The 26,243-nt window shown below is 72.0% G+C and carries 21 protein-coding genes; 11 read left to right on the forward strand and 10 right to left on the reverse strand.

Going from position 1 to position 26,243, the window contains the following annotated elements; translation table 11 throughout:
- Window positions 1-81: 81 nt before the first annotated feature.
- Complete coding sequence (locus ACIGYR_RS02715) at window positions 82-1,158, reverse strand: ATP-dependent DNA ligase (protein WP_391841992.1); 1,077 nt, start codon at window positions 1,156-1,158, stop codon at window positions 82-84.
- Between the two features lie 74 nt (window positions 1,159-1,232).
- Here ACIGYR_RS02715 and ligD point away from each other — a divergent pair, with 74 nt between their 5' ends.
- Complete coding sequence (gene ligD, locus ACIGYR_RS02720; RefSeq protein ID WP_399605405.1) at window positions 1,233-2,252, forward strand: non-homologous end-joining DNA ligase; 1,020 nt, start codon at window positions 1,233-1,235, stop codon at window positions 2,250-2,252.
- A gap of 114 nt (window positions 2,253-2,366) precedes the next feature.
- Window positions 2,367-3,485 carry a LacI family DNA-binding transcriptional regulator gene (locus ACIGYR_RS02725; protein ID WP_399605403.1) on the forward strand — a complete coding sequence of 373 codons (1,119 nt, stop codon included), beginning with the start codon at window positions 2,367-2,369 and terminating at the stop codon, window positions 3,483-3,485.
- Between the two features lie 73 nt (window positions 3,486-3,558).
- On the opposite strand, the gene ACIGYR_RS02730 is transcribed toward ACIGYR_RS02725, so the two are convergent.
- Window positions 3,559-4,350 carry a VOC family protein gene (locus ACIGYR_RS02730; protein ID WP_391841998.1) on the reverse strand — a complete coding sequence of 264 codons (792 nt, stop codon included), beginning with the start codon at window positions 4,348-4,350 and terminating at the stop codon, window positions 3,559-3,561.
- Window positions 4,351-4,608: 258 nt separating this feature from the next.
- Here ACIGYR_RS02730 and ACIGYR_RS02735 point away from each other — a divergent pair, with 258 nt between their 5' ends.
- The gene (locus tag ACIGYR_RS02735) at window positions 4,609-4,854 is read left to right on the forward strand and encodes a WhiB family transcriptional regulator (RefSeq protein WP_391841999.1); all 246 of its coding nucleotides are present in this window, start codon (window positions 4,609-4,611) and stop codon (window positions 4,852-4,854) included.
- A 97-nt stretch (window positions 4,855-4,951) separates the two neighbouring features.
- On the opposite strand, the gene ACIGYR_RS02740 is transcribed toward ACIGYR_RS02735, so the two are convergent.
- From ACIGYR_RS02740 to ACIGYR_RS02755, 4 genes are all read right to left on the reverse strand, one after another.
- A complete protein-coding gene (locus ACIGYR_RS02740; RefSeq protein WP_399605400.1) occupies window positions 4,952-5,926 on the reverse strand; it encodes an acyl-ACP desaturase in 975 nt (324 codons plus the stop codon).
- Window positions 5,927-6,152: 226 nt separating this feature from the next.
- A complete protein-coding gene (gene ddaH / locus ACIGYR_RS02745; protein WP_391842003.1) occupies window positions 6,153-6,929 on the reverse strand; it encodes a dimethylargininase in 777 nt (258 codons plus the stop codon).
- A 146-nt stretch (window positions 6,930-7,075) separates the two neighbouring features.
- The gene (locus ACIGYR_RS02750) at window positions 7,076-8,701 is read right to left on the reverse strand and encodes an ABC-F family ATP-binding cassette domain-containing protein (RefSeq protein WP_399605398.1); all 1,626 of its coding nucleotides are present in this window, start codon (window positions 8,699-8,701) and stop codon (window positions 7,076-7,078) included.
- Between the two features lie 310 nt (window positions 8,702-9,011).
- Complete coding sequence (locus ACIGYR_RS02755; protein WP_391842007.1) at window positions 9,012-9,428, reverse strand: SsgA family sporulation/cell division regulator; 417 nt, start codon at window positions 9,426-9,428, stop codon at window positions 9,012-9,014.
- Between the two features lie 422 nt (window positions 9,429-9,850).
- Between ACIGYR_RS02755 and ACIGYR_RS02760 the strand changes: the two genes are divergently transcribed.
- From ACIGYR_RS02760 to ACIGYR_RS02770, 3 genes are all read left to right on the forward strand, one after another.
- A complete protein-coding gene (locus tag ACIGYR_RS02760) occupies window positions 9,851-10,873 on the forward strand; it encodes a WD40/YVTN/BNR-like repeat-containing protein (RefSeq protein WP_399605736.1) in 1,023 nt (340 codons plus the stop codon).
- Window positions 10,874-11,073: 200 nt separating this feature from the next.
- Window positions 11,074-11,412, forward strand: coding sequence for a plasmid stabilization protein (locus tag ACIGYR_RS02765; RefSeq protein WP_391842011.1), 339 nt, complete (start codon window positions 11,074-11,076; stop codon window positions 11,410-11,412).
- Between the two features lie 283 nt (window positions 11,413-11,695).
- Entirely contained in the window at window positions 11,696-12,439 is a 744-nt protein-coding gene (locus tag ACIGYR_RS02770) for an endonuclease V (RefSeq protein ID WP_399605395.1), read from the forward strand.
- A gap of 93 nt (window positions 12,440-12,532) precedes the next feature.
- Here the strand turns inward: ACIGYR_RS02770 and ACIGYR_RS02775 are convergent, their stop codons facing one another.
- On the reverse strand, window positions 12,533-13,711 hold the full coding sequence (locus ACIGYR_RS02775) for a saccharopine dehydrogenase family protein (RefSeq protein ID WP_399605394.1): 1,179 nt from the start codon (window positions 13,709-13,711) through the stop codon (window positions 12,533-12,535).
- A gap of 404 nt (window positions 13,712-14,115) precedes the next feature.
- Between ACIGYR_RS02775 and ACIGYR_RS02780 the strand changes: the two genes are divergently transcribed.
- The 3 genes from ACIGYR_RS02780 to ACIGYR_RS02790 are packed head-to-tail and all read left to right on the forward strand — an operon-like array spanning window position 14,116 to window position 18,764.
- Window positions 14,116-15,285, forward strand: a complete 1,170-nt coding sequence (locus ACIGYR_RS02780; RefSeq protein WP_399605392.1) for a CaiB/BaiF CoA transferase family protein — start codon at window positions 14,116-14,118, stop codon at window positions 15,283-15,285.
- A 39-nt stretch (window positions 15,286-15,324) separates the two neighbouring features.
- On the forward strand, window positions 15,325-16,539 hold the full coding sequence (locus tag ACIGYR_RS02785) for an acetyl-CoA C-acetyltransferase (RefSeq protein ID WP_391842019.1): 1,215 nt from the start codon (window positions 15,325-15,327) through the stop codon (window positions 16,537-16,539).
- A 41-nt stretch (window positions 16,540-16,580) separates the two neighbouring features.
- Window positions 16,581-18,764: a 3-hydroxyacyl-CoA dehydrogenase NAD-binding domain-containing protein gene (locus tag ACIGYR_RS02790; RefSeq protein ID WP_391842020.1), complete on the forward strand. Its 2,184-nt coding sequence runs from the start codon at window positions 16,581-16,583 to the stop codon at window positions 18,762-18,764.
- On the opposite strand, the gene ACIGYR_RS02795 is transcribed toward ACIGYR_RS02790, so the two are convergent.
- A complete protein-coding gene (locus ACIGYR_RS02795; protein ID WP_399605390.1) occupies window positions 18,750-19,460 on the reverse strand; it encodes a MerR family transcriptional regulator in 711 nt (236 codons plus the stop codon). The two genes, ACIGYR_RS02790 and ACIGYR_RS02795, sit on opposite strands and share 15 nt — an antisense overlap.
- Before the next feature lie 232 nt (window positions 19,461-19,692).
- On the opposite strand from ACIGYR_RS02795, the gene ACIGYR_RS02800 reads away from it, so the two are divergent.
- Window positions 19,693-21,159 (forward strand): amino acid permease, encoded by a 1,467-nt coding sequence (locus ACIGYR_RS02800; RefSeq protein ID WP_399605388.1) that lies wholly within the window; start codon window positions 19,693-19,695, stop codon window positions 21,157-21,159.
- Window positions 21,160-21,357: 198 nt separating this feature from the next.
- Here ACIGYR_RS02800 and ACIGYR_RS02805 read toward each other — a convergent pair whose 3' ends face one another.
- Window positions 21,358-22,845 carry a M1 family metallopeptidase gene (locus tag ACIGYR_RS02805; RefSeq protein WP_399605386.1) on the reverse strand — a complete coding sequence of 496 codons (1,488 nt, stop codon included), beginning with the start codon at window positions 22,843-22,845 and terminating at the stop codon, window positions 21,358-21,360.
- Between the two features lie 180 nt (window positions 22,846-23,025).
- Here ACIGYR_RS02805 and ACIGYR_RS02810 point away from each other — a divergent pair, with 180 nt between their 5' ends.
- Window positions 23,026-24,987: a Xaa-Pro dipeptidyl-peptidase gene (locus tag ACIGYR_RS02810; RefSeq protein WP_399605384.1), complete on the forward strand. Its 1,962-nt coding sequence runs from the start codon at window positions 23,026-23,028 to the stop codon at window positions 24,985-24,987.
- 233 nt (window positions 24,988-25,220) lie between these two features.
- On the opposite strand, the gene ACIGYR_RS02815 is transcribed toward ACIGYR_RS02810, so the two are convergent.
- Window positions 25,221-26,135 (reverse strand): FAD-dependent oxidoreductase, encoded by a 915-nt coding sequence (locus ACIGYR_RS02815; RefSeq protein WP_399605734.1) that lies wholly within the window; start codon window positions 26,133-26,135, stop codon window positions 25,221-25,223.
- Window positions 26,136-26,243: the final 108 nt, after the last annotated feature.

The following is a 26,243-nucleotide window of genomic DNA, read 5'->3' on the forward strand; positions in this document are numbered from 1 at the left end:
GTGGCGGCCGCGGTGGCGGTGGCGGTGGCGCTGGTCATGGCGGTAGCCGTGCTCGTGCGCGGTGTCCGTGGCCGCAGCTGCTCAGTCGCGGTCCTTCTCGCCGAGGACCTCCGCGAGGTCGTAGCGCACCGGCTCCTCCAGCTGGGCGTATGTGCAGCTCTCCGGTGCACGGTCCGGGCGCCAGCGGCGGAAGCGGGCCGTGTGCCGGAACCGCTGCCCGTTCTCCATGTGGTCGTACGCCACCTCGGCCACCCGCTCCGGCCGCACCGGCACCCACGACAGGTCCTTCTTGCCGGACCAGCGGCTCGGGGCGCCGGGCAGCCGGGCCTTCTCGTGTGCGGCCTCGTCCGTCCAGGCGGCCCACGGGTGCCCGGACACGTCCTCCATGCGCAGCGGCTCCAGCTCTTCGACCAGCTCGGCGCGTCTCTTCATGGCGAAGGCCGCCGACACCCCCACGTGCTGGAGCCGGCCGTGCTCGTCGTACAGCCCCAGCAGCAGCGAACCCACCACCGGGCCGCTCTTGTGGAAGCGGTACCCGGCCACGACGACGTCCGCCGTCCGTTCGTGTTTGATCTTGAACATGGCCCGCTCGTCCTGCAGATACCGCAGGGTGAGGGGCTTGGCGACGACCCCGTCCAGACCGGCGCCCTCGAACTGTTCGAACCACCGCCGGGCCACCTCGATGTCGGTCGTGGCGGGAGCCAGATGTACCGGCGGGGTCGCCCCGGCCAGGGCCCGGTCCAGCAGGGCGCGGCGGTCGGTCAGCTCCACGTCGAGCAGGGCGTGGTCGTCCAGTGCCAGCAGGTCGAAGGCGACGAAGGAGGCCGGGGTCCTCTCGGCCAGCGTCCGCACCCGCGAGGCCGCCGGGTGGATCCGCTCGGTCAGCGCGTCGAAGTCCAGCCGTCCGCTCCGCGCGATCACGATCTCCCCGTCCAGCACGCACCGCTCGGGCAGCCGCTCCTTCAGCGCCTCGACCAGCTCGGGGAAGTATCTGGTCAACGGCTTTCCGGTACGGCTGCCCAGCTCGACCTCGGCCCCGTCCCGGAACACGATCGACCGGAAGCCGTCCCACTTCGCCTCGTAGTGCATCCCCGGCGGGATCTTCGCCACCGACTTGGCGAGCATCGGCTTCACGGGCGGCATGACGGGGAGATCCATGCATCCGATTCTGCTCGCATGCATACGGGTTCGCCCGGTGTGCGAGCCGTGTGCGGTACGCCTACCGTGGCCGCATGGGTGATGCGGTGGAACTGGAGGTGGGCGGCCGGACCGTGCGGCTGTCCAGCCCGGACAAGGTGTTCTTCCCCGAGCGGGGCTTCACCAAGCTGGACATCGCCCGGTACTACGCCTCCGTCGCCCCCGGCATCCTGCGCGCCCTGCGCAACCGCCCCACCACCCTGGAGCGCTACCCGGACGGCGTCGGCGGCGAGTGGTTCTACCAGAAGCGGGCCCCGAAGGGCATGCCCGACTGGATCCCGACCGCCCACATCACCTTCCCCAGCGGACGCAGCGCCGACGAGATGTGCCCGACCGAGGAGGCGGCCGTGGTGTGGGCCGCCCAGTACGGCACCCTCACCTTCCATCCCTGGCCGGTCCGGGCCACCGATGTCGACCACCCCGACGAACTCCGTATCGACCTCGACCCGCAACCCGGCACCGACTACGACGACGCGGTCCGCGCCGCCGGTGAACTGCGGGCCGTCCTGGACGAGTTCGGCGGACTGCGCGGCTGGCCGAAGACCTCGGGCGGCCGGGGCCTGCACGTCTTCGTGCCCATCGAGCCGCGCTGGACCTTCACCCAGGTGCGGCGCGCGGCGATCGCGGTCGGCCGGGAGATGGCACGCCGGATGCCCGAGCTGGTGACCATCAAGTGGTGGAAGGAGGAGCGCGGCGAACGCATCTTCCTGGACTACAACCAGACCGCCCGCGACCGCACCATCGCCTCCGCCTACTCCGTACGCCCCCGCCCGCACGCCCCCGTATCGGCGCCGCTGCGCTGGGAGGAGGTCGGTGTCGCCCACCCCCAGGACTTCGACCTCGCCACGATGCCGGGGCGGTTCGCCGAAGTCGGCGACGTGCACGCCGACATGGACGACCACGCCTACTGCCTGGACGCGCTGCTGGAGCTGGCCCGCCGCGACGAGCACGACCACGGCCTGGGCGACCTGCCGTATCCGCCCGAGTACCCGAAGATGCCCGGCGAACCGAAACGCGTCCAGCCGAGCCGCGCGCGCCGCGAGCCGCCCTCCTGACGCAGGCGCCGGGACCGGGGCGGCCCGCACCCCGCCGGGCCGAGCCGCTCGATCCGGCCCGTTCGGGCACCGGACGGACCGGCACCCCGCGGCTATCCTGATCGCCAGCCGCCGATGAGGAGTCCCGAAGTGCCCGAGGCAGTGTCGCGTCCCACCCTGGAGGCCGTGGCCGCACGGGCCGGCGTGTCCCGGGCCACCGTGTCCCGGGTGGTCAACGGCGGCGACGGGGTCCGCGAGCCCCTGGCCGAGCGGGTCCGGCGGGCCGTGGAAGAACTGGGCTACGTCCCCAACCAGGCGGCCCGCAGCCTCGTCACCCGGCGGCATGACGCCGTCGCGGTCGTCATCGCCGAGCCCGAGAGCCGGGTCTTCGCCGACCCCTTCTTCGCCCTCCAGCTGCGCGGCATCAGCAAGGAACTGACCGCGCACGACAACCAACTGGTGCTGCTGCTCACGGAGGGTCGCGCCGATCACGCGCGCGTGGCGCGTTATCTCGCCGGCGGCCATGTCGACGGCGCGCTCGTCTTCTCCCTGCACCTGGACGACCCGCTGCCCGGTCTCATCCGTGCCGCCGGCGTGCCCACCGTGTTCGGCGGGCGCCCTGACTGGAGCCAGGACGCCCTCGCCACCGGCCCGGGACGCGCGCGGGAGGGAACGGACAAGGACGTGGATTACGTCGACTGCGACAACCGGGGCGGAGCGCACGCGGCGGTGCGGCACCTCGTGGACCTCGGCCGGCGTCGCGTCGCGCACATCACCGGCGCGCTGGACCAGACGTCGGCGGTGGACCGGCTCGACGGCTACCGGGACGTCATGGCCGACGTCCTGGGGGAGAGCGACCCCCGGCTGGTCGTGGAGAGCGACTTCACCCCGGCCGGCGGTGAACGCGCCATGCGCGCACTCCTCGACCGCTGCCCGGACGTCGACGCCGTGTTCGCCGCCAACGACCTCACTGCGCTCGGCGCCCTGCGGGTACTGCGCGAGAGCGGCCGGCGCGTGCCCGAGGACGTGGCCGTGGTCGGCTTCGACGACATGGTGCCGGTCGCCGAGCAGACCGATCCACCGCTGACGACGGTCCGCCAGGACATCGAGGAGATGGGCCGGCTGATGGCACGTCTGCTGCTGCACGGCCCGTCCGAGGGCCGGGACCGGGAGCACCCGGCCGCCGGCGCCCAGGACACACCGGGGCGGGGCGTGATCCTGCCGACCACCCTGATACGCCGCGCCTCCGCGTGACCGCGGCCCGAGCCGCCGGCCCCCGTCGGACGCCGGTGGACCGGCCCGGAACCGGTCGCGCGCGGGGGCGGGCTCAGCCCTGCGGTGACTCGCTCCTGATCACCGCGAAACGCACCCCGTACGGATCGGCGAGCTTGGCCATGCGGCCCACGCCCTCCACGGTCGTCGCGGGCATCCGCACCGCTCCGCCGAGGCGCTGTGCCTGTTCGACCACGGCGTCGGTGTCCGTCACCTCGAAGTACGGCAGCCAGTGCGGACCGCCCTCCGCCTCGTCGGGCGCGTCGGCCAGCGGCACCATCCCGCCGAACATCGCGTCGTCCCCGGCGTCCTCGGGATTGACACAGGTGTACGTCCCACCCGGGAAGGGCACCCCGGAGGTCTCCAGGCCCAGCACCTTGCGGTAGAACGCGGCGGCTGCCGCGATGTCCGGCGTGTACAGCTCCACCCAGCACAGCGCGCCCGGCTCACCCGCCACGTCCACGCCCTTGGTCCGCCCCGGCTGCCAGATCCCGAACGGCGCGCCCGCCTGGTCCCCGAGGACCGCCATGTGGCCCTGGCCCATCACGTCCATCGGCTGGAGCAGCACACTGCCGTGGGCCTGTCGGGCCGCTTCGGCGGTGGCTCGGGCGTCCTCGCTCCGGAAGTACACCGTCCAGGCCGGCGGTCCCTGCCCGGGGCCGGTCGGCATGCCGCCCGCCACGGTTCTCCCGTCCAGCTGGAAGAAGCCGTAACCGCCGGCGTCCGGCCCCGCGGACCGGAACTCCCAGCCGAAGAGCGCGCCGTAGAAGGAGGTGGCGCCGTCGAGGTCGGGGCTGCCGACGTCGATCCAGTTGGGCGCGCCGTTGACGAAACGGGTCGTGAGCATCTCGGCACTCCTCGAAAGGGTCCGCTCCTGTGCACTGCCGAGTCTGGCACCGCCCACCGGCAATCGGCGCCCGGACCACCGCGACGCGCCGGTCTCACCACGTGTGACGGCGCGCGTCCGCCCGGTTTTCCCACCGCTCCGCGCGCCGCCGTGCGCGCGCCGGGCCCGGGGGAGCATCATCGGGGCGGCCGGAGGCCCGAGCCCGCCGTTGAGCCGGTGTTGATCGAACGTTTTTCACCCTGAGGCAGGCTCCTGGCCATGCACTTCGAAACCATCACCCCGGCCGACGACACCTGGCGGGCGCAGGCCCTGTGCGCGCAGACCGGGCCGGACTTCTTCTTCCCCGAGCCCGGCAGCTCGGTGCGCGACGCGAAGCGCATCTGCGCCATGTGCGAGCTGCGTCCGGCCTGTCTGGACTACGCGCTGGCCAACGACGAGCGGTTCGGCGTCTGGGGCGGCCTGTCGGAGAAGGAGCGGCTCGCCCTCCGGCGCACCGCTCAGTGACGGCGGCCCCGGCCGACCCGGTCCGCCCACGCCGCCGGCCCCGCTCCCGACGCCACGCCGGCCACCCCGCACGACGGTCCGCCCAGCCTGCGGGGCGTCAGCCCCCGGCGCGCGCCGCCATCCGGGCCTTCCGCGCGGCCAGCTTCTCGTCGAACTTCGCGGCCTCCGTGTCCAGCCCGTTCATGAACAGGCCGAGTTCCTCCTGCGCCTGGAGTCCCTCGGGGCCGAGGCCGTCGATCTCCAGGACCTTCAGGAAGCGCAGCACCGGCTGGATCACGTCGTCGTGGTGGATGCGCAGGTTGTAGACCTCGCCGATCGCCATCTGCGCGGCGGCCCGCTCGAAGCCGGGGATGCCGTGGCCGGGCATGCGGAAGTTCACCACGACGTCCCGGACCGCCTGCATGGTCAGGTCGGGGGCGAGCTCGAAGGCGGCCTTGAGCAGGTTGCGGTAGAAGACCATGTGCAGGTTCTCGTCGGTCGCGATGCGGGCCAGCATGCGGTCGCAGACCGGGTCCCCGGACTGGTGGCCGGTGTTGCGGTGCGAGATCCGGGTGGCCAGCTCCTGGAAGGCGACGTAGGCCACCGAGTGCAGCATCGAGTGCCGGTTGTCGGACTCGAAGCCCTCGCTCATGTGCGCCATGCGGAACTGTTCCAGCTTGTCCGGATCCACCGCGCGCGAGGCCAGCAGGTAGTCACGCATCACGATGCCGTGCCGGCCCTCCTCGGCCGTCCAGCGGTGCACCCAGGTGCCCCAGGCGCCCTCGCGCCCGAAGAGAGTGGCGATCTCGTGGTGGTAGCTCGGGAGGTTGTCCTCGGTCAGCAGGTTGACCACGAGGGCGATCCGGCCGACCTCCGTCACCTTCGACTGCTCCTTGTCCCAGGACTCCCCGTCCTCGAAGAGGCCGGGGAAGTTGCGGGCGTCGCTCCACGGCACGTACTCGTGCGGCATCCAGTCCTTGGCGACCTGCAGATGCCGGTTCAGCTCTTGCTCGACCACTTCCTCCAGGGCGTACAGCAGCCGCGCGTCGGTCCAGACGGACGTGCTGCCGAGATGAGGGGAGGTGATCGTCATAGGAACTCCAGGGGGACGCGGAACAGGGGGAAGGGGAGTGGACGGTCCGGCGAGCGGTACCGGAAACCTACGTGATCGTAGGCTACGAACCCGTAGGTTACGAAGCCGTAGGTTAAGACGACTGTAAAGAACCCGCTGATCAGCCCACCCGGACGGCCCTTCCGGCATGTCGTACAGCCCCGGGACCCGCAGGTCCCCGGGCTGCCGGGGTGACGGAATCACCCGGTCAGGTGTACAGCTCCCGCAGACGCACCGAGAGGCAGGTCACACAACCCTCCAGCTTCTCGAACTCGCTGATGTCGACCGTCACCACGTCGTGGCCGAGATCGGTCAGCAGCTCCGCCGTCTTCGGGGCGCTCGCCGCCATCAGCAGCTTGCCCCCGCCGAGCAGCACCACGTGCGCGCCGGACTCCTCCGGCACCGACAGGAAGCCCGGGAACAGCGACGGCCGGTCCACCTTGGGTATGTGCCCGATCACCGTGCCGTCGGGCAGCGCGGTCACCGCCGACTTCAGGTGCAGCACCTTGCTCACGGGCACGGCCACCACACGGGCGCCCAGCGGCTCGAACGCCGCCCGCACCTGCTGCACACCGGCCGCGTTCGTCCGCCCGCCGCGCCCGACGTACACGGTGTCGCCGACCTTCAAAACGTCGCCGCCGTCCAGCGTGCCCGGATCCCAGATCCAGTTCACCGAACACCCGAGGCGGGCCACCGCCTCCTCCACCCCGGCGGTCTCCGCGCGCCGGGACTCGGCACCCGGCCGGGTGATCAACGCCACGTTCCTGTACATGACCACGGTGTCCTCGACGAACACCGAGTCCGGGCAGTCGTCGGCCGGTTCGACCTCGATCGTCTCCCAGCCGTGCGCGCCGAGGGCCTCGACGTAGGTCTGCCACTGCTCAGCGGCGAGCCCGGCATCGACCTTCTCCCGCTCGATGTGCGTCACCAGGCCGTCGGCGAGTCGGGGGCCGGGGCGGCGGACGAGGGCCTTCTTGCTGGGCACGAGGGGCCTTTCGAATCGGTCGGGTGCGAGGGTGCGGTGTCCGGCGCCCTGCACAAGGCGCCGGTCCGACATCATGCAGGGAGCTCCGGTCAGGGCAAAACCCGTCGTTGTCAGGCTGTGCCCGACCTGAGATCACCGCAGGGCGGTCAGGCCGGATCCGCGAGCTCCTCCCGTGTCGTCTCGGTCAGCTCTCCCCCCTCCATCAGCAGCCACCGCGTGATCCCGATCGACTCCAGGAACGGCAGGTCGTGGCTGGCGACGACCAGCGCGCCCTCGTACGACTCCAGAGCCGTGGTCAGCTGCCGGACGCTGGCCATGTCGAGGTTGTTGGTCGGCTCGTCGAGCAGCAGCAGCTGGGGTGCGGGCTCGGCGAGCATCAGCGCGGCCAGGGCCGCCCGGAAACGCTCACCGCCCGACAGGGTCGCCGCCTTCTGGTCGGCCCGCGCGCCCCGGAACAGGAAGCGGGCGAGACGCGCCCGGATCCGGTTGTTGATGGCGCCCGGCGCGAACCGGGCGACGTTCTCGGCGACCGACAGACCGTCGTCGAGCACGTCCAGCCGCTGGGGCAGGAACCGCAGCGGGACGTGGGCCGTCGCCGTGCCGCTCACCGGCGCCAGCTCCCCGGCGACGGTCCGCAGCAGTGTCGTCTTGCCGGCGCCGTTGCGGCCGACCAGCGCGATCCGCTCCGGCCCGCGCAGATCGAAAACACCCTGCACGCGCGCGTGGTAGGCCATGTCCAGGTTCTCCAGGGTGAGCACCTGCCGGCCGGGCGGTACGGCCGTGTGCGGCAGGTCGACACGGATCTCGTCGTCGTCCCGTACGGCCTCCGCCGCCTCGTCCAGCCGCTCCCTGGCCCCGGCGAGCCGCTCCTCGTGCATGATGCGGTGCTTGCCGGCGGACTCCTGGGCGGCGCGTTTGCGGTTCCCCATGACGATCTTCGGCTCGCGCTTCTGGTCGTACATCTTCTGCCCGTACCGCTTGCGGCGGGCCAGTTTGACCTGGGCGTCGGCCAGTTCGCGCTTCTGCTTGCGCAGATCGGCCTCGGCGACGCGCACCATCCGCTCGGCCGCCTCCTGCTCCACGGCCAGGGCCTCCTCGTAGGCCGAGAAGTTGCCGCCGTACCAGGCGACCTCCCCGGAGCGCAGCTCCGCGATCTGGTCGACCAGGTCGAGCAGATCCCGGTCGTGGCTGACCACGACCAGGACGCCCGGCCAGGTGGCGACCGCCTGGTACAGCCGCCGGCGCGCGTACAGGTCGAGGTTGTTGGTGGGTTCGTCGAGCAGCAGGATGTCGGGGCGGCGCAGCAGCAGCGCGGCGAGCCGCAGCAGCACCGACTCACCGCCGGACACCTCGCCGACGGTCCGGTCCAGGCCGATGTGGCCGAGACCGAGTTCGCCGAGGGTGACCAGGGCGCGCTCCTCGACGTCCCAGTCGTCGCCGACGATCTCGAAGTGCTCCTCGGCGACGTCGCCCGCCTCGATGGCGTGCAGGGCGGCCCGCCGCTCGGCGATGCCGAGGGCCTGGTCGACGCGGAGCGCGGTGTCGAGCGTGACGTTCTGCGGGAGGTAGCCGATCTCACCGGCCGCCTTCACGCTGCCGTCGGCCGGGGTGAGTTCCCCGGCCAGCAGCTTGAGCAGGGTGGATTTGCCCGATCCGTTGACGCCGACGAGCCCGGTCCTGCCGGGGCCGAAGGCGATGTCCAGGCCGTCGAAGACGGCGGTGCCGTCGGCCCAGGTGAAGGACAGGGACGTACAGGTGAGGGAAGCAGACATGAGGCGCCTCGCGAGGAAGATGCGGTCGGGTTGACGCGTATCGAGACACCGCGAGGCGGAAACCGAAGGGCCTGGGCACGGACGAGGCCACGAAAAAGGGCCTGTGCCAAAGGGACGGCTCGGACGCCGAGGTCGTACGCCGCGCACACCTCACCGGTGCGACGCGGTGCCTCAGGACCTCAGACGAGCAACGTCCTTCTCCAATCGACGGCAACAGAACCGCTCTACACCGTACGAGGGGTGGGGAGGGCTGTCAAAGCGTTAAACGGGACACGGCGAGCCGAACGCGTCCCTCACGCGCGCGTGGTGCTCAGCAGGCGTCCCGCATCAGTTCGGCGAGGTCGTGGTCCAGGTCGAGCTGAAGGTGCTCCAGGCCGACGGGGACCAGCTCGTCGGCCGCCTCCAGGAACCGCCGTATCTCGCCCGAGCGCACGTGTACGACCGCGGTGCCCTCCGGGGCGTGGAACTCCAGCACCGTGCGGTCGTACCCGTACGGCCGCACGCGGACGTCACCCTGGCCCTCGGCCTCCCGCAGCCCCGCCGCCAGCAGCTCACGCGAGAAGGTCCAGCACACCTCGACACCCTCCAGGGTGGCCGGCGCCGGGAACGTCATGCGGACCGCGAACGGGTCGCGCCGGTCGTAGCGCAGCATGGCGGGAATGCTCGGCATGCGCGGGGCGGCGGCGACGAGACGTGCCTCTACGGGCTGCTCGATGACGGTGGACAACGCCTTGCTCCCTCGTGACGGCTGGACTGCGGCCGGATGTGCGCCACCCGGTACTGAAAGAGACGACGGAAACGGCCGATGCGTGCACACGCGCAACGAGTGACCTCGGTCACCGCCTTCATGCACAGGCGACACACGGCTGTTCCCACGCGTTCCTCGCGGGGCGCCTGCGCGACCGGCCCTCTGGACGGGGCCGGGGGACTGGACTAGCTTCGCCGGCCATGAGGCGCTTGGGGAGCACGCGACGCGGGAGACGGGCGAACCGGCTGGTGGCGGCGGGGGTGGCGGGCGCGGCGGCGCTGGCCGTCCTGACGGTCCCGGGGGCCGAGGCCCGGCCGCTCGGACAGCAAGAGGCCGGCCAGGCGAACGGGGGCCGGCCGGGCGTGGGGCAGGTGGACGCGAGCCGGGCGGGCGTGGAGCGGATGGACGCGAGCCGGCCGAGCGCGGAGCGGACGGGGCACGGCCGGGGAGCCGCGCACTGGGTGGTGAAGGACACCGGCGCTCCGCAGATCCGATTCCGCGGCCTCGCGGCCGTCGACCGGCGCACCGCCTGGCTGGCCGGCACGGGCGGCACGGTGCTGCGTACCACCGACGGCGGCGCGAGCTGGCGGAACGTCTCTCCGCCCGGGGCGGCCGGCCTGGAGTTCCGGGACGTGACGGCGTTCGACGCGCGGCGCGCGGTGGTGCTGGCCATCGGCGAGGGCGAGGCGTCCCGCGTCTACCGCACCGACGACGGCGGCACGACCTGGACGGAGTCGTTCCGCAACACCGATCCGAGGGCCTTCTACGACTGCCTCGCCTTCTTCGACCGCCGCCACGGTCTCGCCCTGGGCGACCCCGTGGACGGAAGGTTCCGCATCCTGTCCACCGCCGACGGCGGACGCTCCTGGCGCGTACTGCCCGCGGCGGGCATGCCGCCCGCGCTGGACGGCGAGGCGGGGTTCGCCGCGAGCGGCCAGTGTCTGGTCACCTCCGGCCCCAAGGACGCCTGGCTGGCCACCGGAGGCGGCGCCCACGCGCGCGTACTGCACTCCGCCGACCGGGGACTGAGCTGGACGGCCGCCGACACACCGGTCCCCGCGGCCGATCCGGCCAAGGGAGTCTTCGCGCTCGCGTTCCGGGACCGCACCCACGGCGTCGCTGTCGGCGGCGACTACCGCCCTGGCCGGCCCTCGCCCGGAGCCGCCGCGGTCACGGCCGACGGTGGCCGTACCTGGCGGCCCGCCGTCACCGCTCCGCCCGCGTACCGTTCCGGTGCCGCCTGGCTTCCGCACAGCCGCGCCGTCGCGCTGGCCGTCGGCCCGACCGGCACCGACCTGACCACCGACGGCGGCCGCAGCTGGCGGACGATCGACACCGGCTCGTACGACACCGTGACCTGCACGCCCGACCTGAGTTGCTGGGCGGCCGGCGAACAAGGGCGGGTGGCGCGGCTGGAGCGATGAGACGGCGGCTGGACCCTGCGGCTGTGGTGAAAGCGGCTCTGGCCGGGCAGATCCGCTGAAAAGGGATCTCATCGCATGGAGGTGTTGAGAACGGCTGTAATCGTGCGATGGCGGTGGAATGATGACGCCGCGGCGGAACGATGAGGTAACTGCCGTGGAACGCGGGTACTCGTTTCCTGCCGCAAAGGAAAGGAGCGATCATGCCAGCCGGTTCCAGCCCCAAGCGCGAGCGTCAGTACGAGCACATCAAGGAGAGCGCCCAGGACCGGGGCGAGAGCGCCGGACGCGCCAAGGAGATCGCCGCGCGCACGGTGAACAAGGAACGCGCCCGCTCCGGCGAGTCCAAGACCGCCAGCCGCAGCTCGACCCAGGACATGTCGTCCAGCAAGCGCGGCGGTCAGCGGTCGGGCAACCGGACGGGCCCGCAGGGCCCGACCCGCGACCAGCTGTACAACGAGGCCAAGCAGCGCGGCATCGAAGGCCGTTCGCACATGAACAAGGACGAGCTGCAGCGCGCGCTGAACCGTAAGAAGGGCTGATCCGCCGGGTGCGAGGCGGTTCACGAAGACCTCTCACGGAAGAGAGGTGCGGGCTTCCGCCCCGGCTCCCGCACGCGGTGCGACCGCCGTACGGGAGCCGGCCGTCCCCGTGCCGCGCGGCGACGCCGGGTTCGACCGCCGTACGGGAGCCGGCCCCTGTGCCGTGCCGCGACGCGGGTTCGCCCCACCCTCCGCTCGGTGCGGCGGGCTTGATGATGGACATGATCGTCGGCCCACCCCCGCCGGGCCGCCGGTGCGCGGCGGCCCCGTACAGTCACCCGGCATGACGATCGTTGGCGTACCCGCGGGCTGGCCCGCGACCGAGGAAGAGGCCCGCGCCGTACAGGAGGAGTTGCGCGGACGCGTGGTGCTCGACGCGCCCGGACCGCCGCCCGGGACGGGCCGCGTCACGGGGGTCGACGTCGCCTACGACGACGAACTCGACCTGGTCGCGGCGGCGGCCGTCGTGCTGGACGCGGCCACCCTGGAGGTCGTCGCGGAGGCGACGGCCGTCGGCCGGGTCTCTTTCCCCTACGTGCCCGGTCTCCTCGCCTTCCGTGAGATCCCGACCGTCCGCGCCGCCCTGGACCGGCTGCCGTGCCCGCCCGGCCTGGTGGTGTGCGACGGCTACGGCCTGGCCCACCCGCGCCGCTTCGGCCTGGCGAGCCACCTGGGCGTGCTCACGGACCTGCCGACCATCGGTGTCGCCAAGAACCCCTTCACTTTCACGTACGACGAGCCGGAGCCGGCGCGGGGCAGTTCCGCACCGCTGCTCGCCGGGGCGGAGGAGGTCGGCAGAGCCCTGCGTACCCGGGACGGCGTCAAACCCGTCTTCGTCTCCGTCGGCCACCGGGTGAGCCTGCCCGGCGCCCTGGCGCACACCCTGGCGCTGACCCCGCGGTTCCGGCTCCCGGAGACCACCCGACGGGCGGACGCACTGTGCCGGCAGGCCCTGCGGCAGGCGACAGCGGACCGGGCCGGCGGCCCGGTCCAGGACTCGACGACCCGCCGGACGCCGACCGCCTGACAGCCCGCGCCGACCTCCCGGCAGACCGGTTCAGCGCTCTCCCGCACACCGAGTCGGTCTCCCACGTACCGGGTCGGTTTCCGGCACGGCCGACTAGCGTTCCGCCGCCACCCGGAAGGTGATCCCGGCCGCGCGCAGCCTCTCCGTCAGGGCGTCGCCCATCGCCTCGGCCGTGGTGACCTGCCCGGCCGTGGGCGGGAGGTCGTCGAAGGCCAGGCACAGGGCGGCCTCGGCGAACATCTTGGCCGTCTCGTCGTATCCGGGGTCGCCGCCCGCGACCTCGGTGAACACGCGCCGTCCGCCGCCCTCGCCGACGAAGCGCACCGTGAACCAGCTCTTCGCCCGCTTCTCGGCGCTCGGTCCGTCACCCGGCTCGAGCCGGTCCGACAGCCAGCGCCGCGCGGGCGGCAGCTGGGCCGCGGCCGTCACCGCGCCGATGGCCGCGACCCCGCCGAGGGCGACCGGCAGGCGCCGCACGGCGGCGTAGTGCCGATAGCGGAAGTCCGGGCCGTACCGCTCCAGCGCCCGCGCCGAACGGCGCACGACCTGCGGGTCGATGGTGGGCAGCGGCAGGGCCCACGCGCCGACCTCCGCGGCGAACCTCGGCGCGCCCGTCGGCGCCGTCACCCGGCGGCCCGGCAGCCGCGGCTCGTGCCGGGCCCGCTCGCGCGCGGCCGCCAGCATCCGGCGTCCGCGGGCCAGCTGGTTCAGCGCCGAGGCGAGAGTGCCGCCGGAGAAGGCCGCGTCCACGGTCACATAGCCGTCCACGGTCAGCGGCACGCCCTCGGGCAGCTGACGGACGGTGAAGTACGCGCCCAGATCGTGCGGTACCGAGTCGAAGCCGCAGGCGTGCACCAGGCGCGCGCCCGTCTCACGCGCGCGTGCGTCGTGCCGGACGTACATCAGGTCCACGAACTCCGGCTCGCCGGTGAGGTCCAGGTAGTCGGCACCGGTGTCGGCGCAGGCGGCGACGAGTGCCTCGCCGTACAGCACGTACGGCCCCACGGTCGTGGCGACCACGCGCGCGTGCTCGGCGAGGGCGCGCAGCGTGGCCGGTTCACCCACGTCGGCTCGCAGCACACCCACGTCCGCGCCGCCCGGCAGGCTCTCACGCAGCCGCTCCAGCTTCCGCTCGTCACGGCCGGTGACCGCCCAGCGCAGGTCCCGCGGCGCGTGCGCGGCGAGATGCCGGGCCGTGAGCGCGCCCACGAAGCCGGTGGCCCCGAAGAGCACGAGGTCGTAGGGACGGTCCGTCCTGCTCATCCTGCTCATGACACCCCTTGTCTCGCGGCCCGCCGCGCAGCACGCGCCGCTGTCGGTGGCCGAGGCTAGCGTGAGAGGTGCGCAGTTCGAAGACCAGCCCGGAGGCAGCGGTGGCCGTAGCCAGGAATGCCCTGAAGAAGCGGGAGAAAGCACCCGCGTTCCCGCCGGGGCGGCCGGTGGGCTCCCGTGGGGCGAGACCGCGACCTAGGTGAACCGGAGGGTGCACCTCCCCCCGGCGGGCCGCATGCTCATGGCGAGGGCCATGCGGGGACCGTTCACTCTCCCGGGCGAAGGCCCCGGCGTCGGGCACTTGGCTAAGCGCTTGCTCGTTGAGGTCTTGTGTCCGGTGGAACACGTTCTTAGCATCACCGGTGTTACATCAGTTGTGTCACACACCCTTGGGGGCTGTACGCATGACAACGGCAGGGAAGCCACCGGCGCCGGGTACCGGTCCGCTCTCCGGCGTGCGCGTGGTGGAGCTGGCCGGCATCGGGCCGGGCCCGTTCGCCGCCATGCTGCTCGCCGACCTGGGTGCGGACGTGGTCCGGGTGGACCGTCCGGACGGCGTGGGCCTCGCCATCGACCCGGCCTACGACGTCACCAACCGCAACAAGCGCTCGATCGTGGTCGACCTGAAGGCGCCGGACGGCCCCGCGCGGGTCCTGGACCTGGCCGAGCGGGCCGACATCCTCGTCGAGGGCTACCGGCCGGGCGTCGCCGAGCGGCTCGGAGTCGGTCCCGGGGACTGCCACGCCCGCAACCCCCGCCTGGTCTACGGCCGCATGACCGGCTGGGGCCAGGACGGTCCCCTGGCCGACCGCGCCGGGCACGACGTCGCCTACATCGCGCTCACCGGCACGCTGGGCATGATCGGCCGGCCGGACGAGCCCCCCGCCGTGCCCGCCAACCTCCTCGGGGACTACGCGGGCGGCTCCCTCTACCTGGTCGTCGGCGTCCTCGCCGCCCTGCACCACGCGCGTGCGACCGGCACCGGCCAGGTGGTCGACGCGGCCATCGTCGACGGCACGGCCCACCTGTCCGCGATGATCCACGGCATGCTCGCCGCCGGCGGCTGGCAGGACCGGCGCGCCGCCAACCTCCTGGACGGCGGCTGCCCCTACTACGGCACCTACGAGACCGCCGACGGCGGGTACATGGCGGTCGGCGCCCTGGAAGCCAAGTTCTACGAGGAGTTCCTGCGCCTGCTCGGCCTCGACGACCTGGCGTCCGCACGCAAGGACTGGACCCGCTGGGGCGAGCTGCGCGAACGGATCACCGCCGCCTTCAGGTCGCGTACCCGGGACGCGTGGACCGACGTCTTCGCCGGCTCCGACGCCTGCGTCGCCCCCGTCCTGAGCCTGCGTGAGGCCCCGGCCCACCCGCATCTCGCCGCCCGCGGCACCTTCACCGACCACGGCGGCATCACCCAGCCCGCCCCCGCCCCGCGCTTCTCCGCGACCCCCGCCACCATCCGCACCGGCCCCGCGCGGCCCGGCGCGGACACGGCGGCGGTCGTCCGGGACTGGGGCATACCGGCCCACCCCGCCGACGACCCCGACGACCTGGTCACCGACGGCGGCTGACCCGCCACCCGCTCGGCCCACCTCCCGAAAGGCACATCAGTGAGCACCGAAGCGTACGTGTACGACGCGATCCGCACCCCGCGCGGCCGCGGCAAGGCGAACGGCGCCCTGCACGGCACGAAGCCCATCGACCTGGTCGTCGGCCTCATCCACGAGATCCGAGACCGCTTCCCCGGCCTGGACCCGGCCGCGATCGACGACATCGTGCTCGGTGTCGTCGGCCCCGTCGGCGACCAGGGCTCCGACATCGCCCGCATCGCCGCGATCGCCGCCGGGCTGCCGGACACGGTCGCGGGCGTGCAGGAGAACCGCTTCTGTGCCTCCGGCCTGGAGGCCGTCAACCTGGCCGCGGCCAAGGTCCGTGCGGGCTGGGAGGACCTGGTCCTCGCCGGCGGTGTCGAGTCCATGTCCCGGGTCCCGATGGCCTCGGACGGCGGCGCCTGGTTCAACGACCCGATGACCAACCTCACCGTCAACTTCGTCCCCCAGGGCATCGGAGCCGACCTGATCGCCACCATCGAGGGCTTCTCCCGCCGGGACGTGGACGAGTACGCGGCCCTGTCCCAGGAGCGCGCCGCCACCGCCTGGAAGGAAGGCCGCTTCGACCGCTCGGTGGTCCCCGTCAAGGACCGCAGCGGCCTCGTCGTCCTCGACCACGACGAGCACATGCGCCCCGGCACCACCGCGGACTCCCTCGGCAAGCTCAAGCCGTCGTTCGCGGACATCGGCGACCTGGGCGGCTTCGACGCGGTCGCGCTGGAGAAGTACCACTGGGTGGAGAAGATCGACCACGTCCACCACGCGGGCAACTCCTCCGGCATCGTGGACGGCGCCTCGCTCGTCGCGATCGGCTCCCAGGAGGTCGGCGAGCGCCACGGCCTCACCCCGCGCGCCCGGATCGTCTCCGCGGCCGTCTCCGGCTCCGAGCCGACCATCATGCTCACGGGCCCCGCCCCGGCCACCCGCAAGGCCCTGGCCAAGGCCGGCCTCACCATCGACGACATCGACCTGGTCGAGATCAACGAGGCGTTCGCCGCGGTCGTGCTGCGCTTCGTGAAGGACATGGGCCTGTCCCTGGACAAGGTCAACGTCAACGGCGGCGCGATCGCCCTCGGCCACCCGCTCGGCGCGACCGGCGCCATGATCCTCGGCTCGCTCGTCGACGAACTGGAGCGCCAGGACAAGCGCTACGGCCTCGCCACGCTGTGCGTCGGCGGCGGCATGGGCATCGCCACCATCGTCGAGCGCATCTGAACTCCCTGCGGAACCAAGCGACTTCAACGGAGACGACTGTCATGACCGAGAGCACCACCATCCGCTGGGAGCAGGACGACACCGGTGTCGTCACCCTCGTCCTGGACGATCCCGACCAGTCCGCGAACACCATGAACCAGGCGTTCCGCGACTCCCTGGCCGCGATCACCGACCGGCTGGAGACCGAGAAGGACTCCATCCGCGGCATCATCTTCACCTCGGCCAAGAAGACCTTCTTCGCCGGCGGTGACCTGCGCGACCTCATCCGGGTCACGCCCGGGACCGCGCAGGAGCTGTTCGACGGCGGGCTCGCTGTCAAGCGCGACCTGCGCCGCATCGAGACCCTCGGCAAGCCGGTCGTCGCGGCGATCAACGGAGCGGCCCTCGGCGGCGGGTACGAACTGGCCCTCGCGTGCCACCACCGGGTCGCCCTCGACACCCCCGGCACGAAGATCGGCTGCCCCGAGGTCACCCTCGGCCTGCTCCCCGGAGGCGGCGGAGTCGTCCGCACCGTCCGGCTGCTGGGCATCGCGGACGCCCTGCTGAAGGTGCTCCTCCAGGGCACGCAGTACAACGCGCGCCGCGCCCAGGAGAACGGCCTGGTCCACGAGGTGGCCGAGACCCCGGAGGAGCTCCTCGCCAAGGCCCGCGCCTTCATCGACGCCCACCCCGAGTCACAGCAGCCCTGGGACACGCCCGGCTACAGGATCCCGGGCGGCACTCCGGCCAACCCCAAGTTCGCCGCCAACCTGCCGGCCTTCCCCGCCAACCTGCGCAAGCAGACCGGCGGCGCCCCCTACCCCGCCCCGCGCAGCATCCTCGCCGCGGCCGTCGAGGGCTCCCAGGTCGACTTCGAGACCGCCCAGGTGATCGAGGCCCGCTACTTCGTGGAACTCGCCGCCGGGCAGACCTCGAAGAACATGATCCAGGCGTTCTTCTTCGACCTCCAGGCGGTCAACTCGGGCGCCAACCGGCCCAAGGGCATCGAGCCCCGCCAGGTCCGCAGGGCCGCCGTCCTCGGCGCCGGCATGATGGGCGCCGGCATCGCCTACGCCTGCGCCCGCGCGGGCATCGAGGTCGTCCTGAAGGACGTCTCCCTGGAGTCGGCCGTGAAGGGCAAGGGCTATTCGGAGAAGCTGTGCGCCAAGGCCGTGGCCAGGGGCCGCACCAGCCAGGAGAAGGCGGACGCGCTGCTGGCCCGGATCACCCCCACCGCCGACGTCGCCGACCTCGCGGGATGTGACGCGGTCATCGAGGCCGTGTTCGAGGACACCGCCCTCAAGCACAAGGTGTTCCAGGAGATCGAGTCGGTCGTCGCCCCCGACGCGCTGCTGTGCTCGAACACCTCCACGCTGCCGATCAGCACGCTCGCCGAGGGCGTGGAGCGGCAGACCGACTTCATCGGGCTGCACTTCTTCTCACCGGTCGACAAGATGCCGCTGGTCGAGATCATCAAGGGCGAGCGCACCGGCGACGAGGCGCTCGCGCGCGCGTTCGACCTGGTCCGGCAGATCAACAAGACGCCGATCGTCGTCAACGACTCGCGCGGCTTCTTCACCTCCCGGGTGATCGGCCACTTCATCAACGAGGGCGTCGCCATGGTCGGCGAAGGCGTCGAGCCCGCGTCCGTGGAGCAGGCCGCCGCCCAGGCGGGCTACCCGGCCAAGGTGCTGTCCCTCATGGACGAGCTGACCCTCACCCTGCCGCGCAAGATCCGCAACGAGACGAAGCGAGCCGTGGAGGAGGCGGGCGGCACCTGGACGGGGCACCCGGCGGAGGCGGTCATCGACCGCATGGTCGACGAGTTCGACCGCCCCGGCCGCAGCGGCGGCGGCGGTTTCTACGACTACTCCGAGGACGGCAAGCGGGCCGGTCTCTGGCCGGGCCTGCGCGAGCACTTCACGAAGCCGGGCCACGAGATCCCGTTCCGGGACATGCAGGAGCGCATGCTCTTCGCCGAGGCGCTCGACACCGTACGCCTCGTGGAGGAGGGCGTCCTGACCTCGGTCGCCGACGCCAACATCGGCTCGATCTTCGGCATCGGCTTCCCGGGCTGGACGGGCGGTGTCCTCCAGTACATCAACGGCTATGAGGGAGGGCTGCCCGGATTCGTGGCCCGCGCGCGTGAGCTGGCCGAGCGCTACGGCGAGCGGTTCACCCCGCCCGCGCTGCTCGTGCGGAAGGCGGAGAAGGGGGAGCCGTTCAGCGACTCAGTCCGCTCCTGAACCGGTGACCCACTCGCTCAGCTCTTCCCGCAGCGAGCGCTGGAACGTCGTCAGCAGCGCCTGCACCACCAACGGGTGCATGTGCGCGGACAGGGATTTCACGTCCTGGGCGGCACGCTCCGCCACCTCGCCGCGGAAGAGCTGGGAGAGTTCGTGAGCCGCGGCGCGCGAGTGCTCGGTGAGCACCTTGCGCGCCGCGAGGATCACCTCGTGCGACAACGGCACGTCGAGGAGCCGCACACCGAGGCGGAGCAGCCCGGAGTCGACACGGAAAGTGTCACCGTCCGCCTCGACGATGACGTTCATCGCCGCCAGCCGTTCCACGTCCTCGGCGGCGAGCGGCCGTCCCGCCCGCCGCTCCAGCTCCCCCCGCGACACCGTGTCCACCGCGTCCGGAGCCCAGGAAGCGACCACTGCCCGGTGAATGGCCAGGTCGTGCGGGGTGAGGTCGTCGGGGAGCTGTTTCAGGTACCGCTCGATCGCCGACAGGGTCATGCCCTGCTGCTGCAGTTCCTCGATGAGGGCCAGCCGTGCCAGATGGCCGGGTCCGTAGTGCCCCACCCGGCGCGGACCGATCACCGGCGGTGGCAGGAGCCCCTTGCCACCGTAGAAGCGGACGGTGCGGACCGTGACGCCCGCCCGGGCGGCCAGCTCGTCGATGGTGAGGGGCGCCTCGTCCCCGGCCTCGGTCGTCATACGGAACAGTATTGCTGTCTCACCAAAAGTGTGAAACCTCCGGTGAACATCGTGCGGCCCCTGAGTGGATCGTGTGAGAAGCGACGCTCTGTGACATGGACCACCGCGTATCGGTGGAACTCTCTGGAAAGCTGCTGTCTTGGTCTGTACCGCGACACGAGGGTGGTGCGGGCCAAGACCTGCACGAACCCCGGGTCCAAGAGATCCGGGCGCACCAGGAATGGAACCACCCGTGAGCAAGGAAGCCGTGGAAACGGCACAGGCCACCACCCACCCCGAGGTGGCCCGGACGCCCGCGGACGCGGGCGACGCCGGTTACAGCAAGGACCTCAAGGCCCGCCACGTCAACATGATCGCCATCGGCGGCGCCATCGGAACCGGGCTCCTCCTGGGCGCCGGCGGACGTCTGCACAACGCGGGCCCCGCACTCGCCCTGGCGTACCTGGTATGCGGCGTCTTCGCCTTCTTCGTCGTCCGGGCCCTCGGCGAGCTCGTCCTGTACCGCCCGTCCTCCGGATCCTTCGTGTCCTACGCCCGGGAGTTCCTCGGCGAGAAGGGCGCCTACGTCGCCGGCTGGATGTACTTCCTGAACTGGTCGACGACCGGCATCGCCGACATCACCGCGATCGCGCTCTACACGCACTACTGGAGCTTCTTCACCTCCATACCGCAGTGGGTGCTGGCGCTGATCGCCCTCGCGGTGGTCCTCGCCGTGAACCTGATCTCGGTGAAGATCTTCGGCGAGATGGAGTTCTGGTTCGCGATCATCAAGGTCGCGACCATCGTCGGCTTCATGCTGATCAGCATTTTCCTGCTCGCCACCCAGCACAAGGTCGGCGGCCACACCCCCGGCCTCAGCGTCATCACCGACCACGGCGGAGTCTTCCCGCACGGCGTGATGCCGGTCGTCCTGGTCATGCAGGGCGTGATCTTCGCCTACGCGGCCCTGGAGCTGGTCGGCGTGGCCGCCGGTGAGACCGCCGAGCCGGAGAAGGTCGTCCCGCGCGCGGTGAACTCGATCATGTGGCGCGTGGGCCTGTTCTACGTCGGCTCGGTCGTGCTGCTGGCGGTGCTCCTGCCCGGTTCGGTCTACTCCGCCGACCAGAGCCCGTTCGTGACCGTGCTGTCCAAGATCGGCGTTCCGGCGGCCGGTGACGTGATGAACCTGGTCGTGCTGACCGCCGCGATGTCCTCGCTGAACTCCGGCCTGTACTCCACCGGCCGCATCCTGCGGTCCATGGCCATGGCCGGTTCCGCGCCGAAGTTCACCGCCCGCATGAACCGCAGCCAGGTCCCCTACGGCGGCATCCTGCTGACCTGCGCGGTCTGCGTCCTCGGCGTCTTCCTGAACTACCGCCTGCCCAGCCAGGCGTTCGAGATCGTGCTGAACGTCGCCTCCCTCGGCATCATCAGCACCTGGGTGATCATCATGCTCTGCCACATGATCTTCGTCCGCCGCGCCCGCGAGGGCGTGGTGACCCGGCCGCACTTCAAGCTGAAGTTCAGCCCGGTCACCGAGATCGCCACGATCGCGTTCCTCATGGTCTGCCTCGGCATGATGTGGAACGACACCGAGGTCGGCCGCAAGACCCTGTTCCTCATCCCGCTGATCGCCGTCATGCTGGTCGCCGGCTGGTTCGGCGTCCGCCGCCGCGTGGCCCAGAACACCGACCGGGAGCTGTCCGACCTCACGAGGTAACGGCAGGAGCCATGTCCGCGGCGTCGCCCACGGTGGTGTCACGCCGAAAGATCACATGGGCACCCCCGAGCACTCGTCGACGAGCGCTCGGGGGTGCGCCGTGCGGGGGCGCGGGGGACTGTGCGCCCGGCCGCGGGCGCCCCGCGGACGGCCACCGCACCTTCCCGGGCGACCCCCGGGTGGACGCGCCGAGGGGCGTCAGTGCCCGTGCACGCCGTTCGTCGCCTCGATCTTCTTCCACGACTTCGGCCGCGCCACCGCCGTACCGGACTTCACCAGCGCCCGGGCCGACGATGCCGCCGGCTTCGACGGCTGGAACAGCCAGGTGTCGAACAGCTCGGCCAGCGGCTTGCCCGACACCTGCTCGGCGTACTTCTGGAAGTCGGCCACCGAGGCGTTGCCGTAGGCGTGCTTCTTCGGCCAGCCCTTGAGGATCCTGAAGAACGCGTCGTCACCGATCGCGTTGCGCAGCGCCTGGATGGCCAGGGCGCCACGGTCGTAGACGGCGGTGTCGAACTGGTTGTCCGCGCCCGGGTCACCGGGCGCCACCGACCAGAACGCGTCGTCGGCCGGATGCGAGGCGTACACGTAGTCGGCGAGTTCCTGCGCGGTGCCCTCGCCCTCGTGCTCGGACCACAGCCACTGCGCGTACCGGGCGAAGCCCTCGTTGATCCAGATGTCCCTCCAGCGCTTCAGCGACACGTCGTCGCCGTACCACTGATGGGCCAGCTCGTGCACGACCACGGACGTGTTGGAGCCGTTCGCGAACTGCTTCGGGCTGTAGTAGACCCGGGTCTGCGTCTCCAGCGCGTAACCGGTGGTGGTGTTCGGGACGTAGCCGCCCGCGGAACTGAACGGATACGGCCCGAAGTAGCCGCTCAGCCAGTCCACCAGCTCCCCGGTGCGCTCCACGCTGGCCCGCGCGGCCCCGTCGTTGTCGCCGAGGTCCTTGCTGTAGGCGTTGATCACGGGCACCCCGCCGTCGGAGGTGCCGGTGGTGATGTCGAACTTGCCCAGCGCGAGCGTGGACAGATAGGTGGCCTGCGGCTTGTCCTGCCGCCAGCTGTAGCGGGTCCAGCCCAGCTTCGAACTGGTCGACTGCAGCGTGCCGTTGGAGATGGCCTGGGTGCCGTCCGGCACGGCCACCGACACGTCGTAGGTCGCCTTGTCACTCGGATGATCGTTGCTCGGGAACCACCACCAGGCCGCCTCGGGCTCGTCGGCGGCCACCGCGCCGTCCACGGTGCGGTGCCAGGTGGAGAAGCCGTAGGCGCTCTTCGTCGACGGGATCCCGCTGTAGCGGACCACGACCGTGACCGGCGTGCCCTCGGCCAGGGGAGTCCTCGGGGTGACGACCAGTTCGTGCTGGCCGGACGTCGCGTAGGACGCCTTGGCGCCGTTGACCCGTACCTCGCTCACGTCCAGCAGGAAGTCCAGGTCGAAGCTGGACAGATCCTGCGTGGTCTTCGCCAGGATCGTCGCCGTGCCCTGCAACTCGTCCGTCTTCGGCTGGTACTGCAGCCTCAGGTCGTAGTGGGAGACGTCGTAGCCGCCGTTGCCGTAGTACGGGTAATAGGGATCGCCGATGCCCGGTGCGCCGGGGGAGTGGCTCGCGGCCGATGCCGGGATCGCCAGCAGGAGGGAGGCCGCCGCCAGTGCGCCCGGGGCGATGATTCTGCGGTGCACGTCAGCTCCAAGTCGTCAGGACTGCAAGTCCGTTCGCCAGAATTCTGTTTGAAGAGCCTATTCAGTCCCGGTGGCCTCCGGCCTGTCCATGGCACCCCCTGTCACACGATCGCCATTCAGCCGTCACGAGCACCCGAAAGCCCCCTTCTGCGCGAGAGTTGCCCGGAGTACCGTCCGCGCATGCCGAAACGCACACGCATGACGACCTGGCGAACGCCGGCGACTTTGGTCGTCGCCATCCTGACGGCGGTGTTCCTCGCCCCGGCCACCGCCCGGGCCGCGCCCCGGGAGAGCCGACCCGTCTACTCCTACGCCCATGCCATCCGCGAATCCGTGTGGGTGGACACCGGGCTCGACGAGGACGGTGACGGCAGGAACGACCGTGTCGCCGCCGACATCGTCCGGCCCGCCGAACCAGCCCGGCAGGGCCGCAAGGTACCGGTCATCATGGACGCCAGCCCGTACTACTCCTGCTGCGGACGCGGCAACGAGAGCCAGCTCAAGACGTACGACGCGCACGGCCACGTCGTCCAGATGCCGCTGTTCTACGACAACTACTTCGTCCCCCGCGGCTACGCCTTCGTCGGCGTCGACCTCACCGGCACCAACCGCTCCGACGGCTGCGTCGACGTGGGCGGCCGCTCCGACATCCGCTCCGCGAAGGCCGTGATCGACTGGCTGAACGGCCGCGCCAGGGCGTACAGCAGCCGCGCGGGCGGCACGCCGGTGAAGGCCGGATGGACCAACGGCAGAACCGGCATGATCGGCAAGAGCTGGGACGGCACCATCGCCAACGGCGTCGCCGCCACGGGCGTCAAGGGCCTGAAGACCATCGTCCCGATCAGTGCCATCTCCTCCTGGTACGACTACTACTTCGCGCAGGGCGCCCCGCTCTACGACGGCGGCCCCGACGAACTCGCCGGCTATGTCCAGAGCGACGGTGCCCAGGCCCACTGCGCGGCCGTACAGCGCAGGCTCGCCGAGGGCAGCCCGCGCAGCGGCGACTGGACCCGGCTGTGGACCGAGCGCGACTACGTCAAGGACGCGGCGAAGGTACGCGCCAGCGTGTTCCTGGTGCACGGCATGCAGGACCTCAACGTCCGCACCAAGCACTTCGGCCAGTGGTGGGACGCCCTCGCCCGGCAGGGGGTCGAGCGCAAGATCTGGCTGTCGCAGACCGGTCACGTGGACCCCTTCGACTACCGGCGGGGCGCCTGGGTCGACACCCTGCACCGCTGGTTCGACCATGAACTCCTCGGCTACGACAACGGCATCGACCGCGAGCCGATGGCCGACATCGAACGCCACCCCGACCGGTGGGTCACCTCCGCCGCCTGGCCGCCGCGCGGCACCCGAGCCACCGTCCTGCGCCCGGCCGCCGGCGGCCAGGCCGGCGTCGGCACCCTCGGTCTGCGCCGGGCCGCCGGCACCGAGACCTTCACGGACGACCCAGGGCTGAGCGAGACCGACTGGGCCGCGCACCTCACCGCGTCCACGCCCGAGAAGGCGGGCTTCCTCACCGCGCCCCTCAGCCGCGACCTGCGCCTGGCCGGCTCCGCCGAAGTGACGGTCACCGCGACCCCGACCACCGCCTCCGCCCACCTGTCCGCCGTGCTGGTCGATGTCGGCCCGGCCACCATCCGCGACTACGCCGACAGCGCCGAGGGCATCACCACCCTCACCGACCGCACCTGCTGGGGCGAGAGCACGGCCGGGGACAGCGCCTGCTTCAAGGAGACCAGGGCGAAGACGGCCGCCGTCGACTACACCGTGGTCAGCCGCGGCTGGGCCGACCTCGGCCACTACGCCTCGGCGACCAAGGGCGTCCCGCTCACGCCGGGCAGGGCCTACACGATGACCCTCCGCCTCGCGGCCACCGACAACGTCGTCCCCGCCGGGCACCGCCTGGCGCTGATCGTCGCCGGCACGGACAAGGACCTCATCGACCCTCCGGCCACCAGGCCGACGCTCACCGTCGACCTGTCCCGGACGGCGGCGAAGGTGCCGCTGGTGGGCGGTGCGGCGGCGTTCGCCCAGGCCACCGACGCCCACGCCACCGACGGCCGGGCCGGCATCCCCGCGCCGACGGTCCTGGACGGCGTCCGCGCACCCAGCGCCGGCCGTCACATCCCGGCGAGCTGACACCGCGGGCCGACCGCCGAGGCGGCGCCGGTCCGGGGCGGCGGGTCGCGGTGCCCGACCGCGGCCCGCCGTGGGCCGGTCGCGCGGTTCCCCGCGCCCCTGGGGGGCTGCGGTGGTGTGTGGTTCGGGCGGGTGTGGGTTCGGGGTGGTGGGGCGCGGTGTGTGGCTGCGGGAGGTCGTGGGCCGGTCGCGCGGTTCCCCGCGCCCCTGGGGGAGCTGTGGTGGTCGGTTGTTCAGGCCGCCGGGAACGCCAGGTCGGCCGCCTCCCGGGCGCAGCCCCACGCGACCGTGACGCCGGCGCCGCCGTGGCCGTAGTTGTGCACCAGCGCACGTCCGTCCGGGAGGGGCTGACGCTCCAGTCGTACCGCCTCCCGGGCGGGCCGTAGTCCCACCCGGTGCGCGAGTACCCGGGCACCGGCGATCTCCGGCCGGACGGCCGCGCACCGGGCGACGATCGCCGCGGCGGTGACCGGGTCCGGCTCCAGGGACCAGTCGTCCTCCTCCGCCGTGCCGCCCAGGAGCAACCGGTCCGGCTGCGGGATGACATACGTGGAGGCGGCCGAGGAGTGGTCGGCGGACACGAACCAGCTGGTGACGCCCGGGTTCTCCACCACGACCAGCTGCCCGCGCACGGGACGCACCGCCGGGTCCGGCACCAGCGAACGGGCCCCCAGCCCCGTGCAGTTGACCACCACTGCGGCGGGGACGGCGGCCACGTCGGTCACCTCCCGCACCTCCACCGTGCCCCCGGCCCGCACCAGCCGCCGCCGCAGCCACGCCAGATGCACCGGCATGTCGATCACCGGCAACCGCGCCGCCAGCCCCTCGGCGACCGCCCGCAGCCCCGGCACCCGGGCCGCCCAGGTGCCCAGCTCCTCCAGCCGGGTCCCGTGGTGGACGCCCTCGACCAGACGCACCCCCGTCTCCTGCGGCCGGGCCGCCAGCGCCTCGTACACGCCGAGGGACGCAAGCGCCCACGCGCCGGCCAGCGGCTCCGGTTCGATGCGGTACGGCCACCACAGGCCGCCGGCGACCGCGGAGGTCGTGCGCTCGGCCGGCTCCCGCGTCCACACCCGCACCCGCCGCCCGGACTCGGCCAGCAGCACGGCCGTCGTGAGCCCGGCGACCCCGCCTCCGACCACGATCACTTCGTCATTCGGCTCACTGTCCACGCCAGGACGATAGGCCCTGCGCGGCCCACCTCGTCAGGCCGGGGAGGCACCCCGCACCCGCAACCGGCGAGCGGCGCGGAACGT

The organism is Streptomyces sp. NPDC053076 (assembly GCF_044546845.1).
GTDB lineage: Bacteria > Actinomycetota > Actinomycetes > Streptomycetales > Streptomycetaceae > Streptomyces.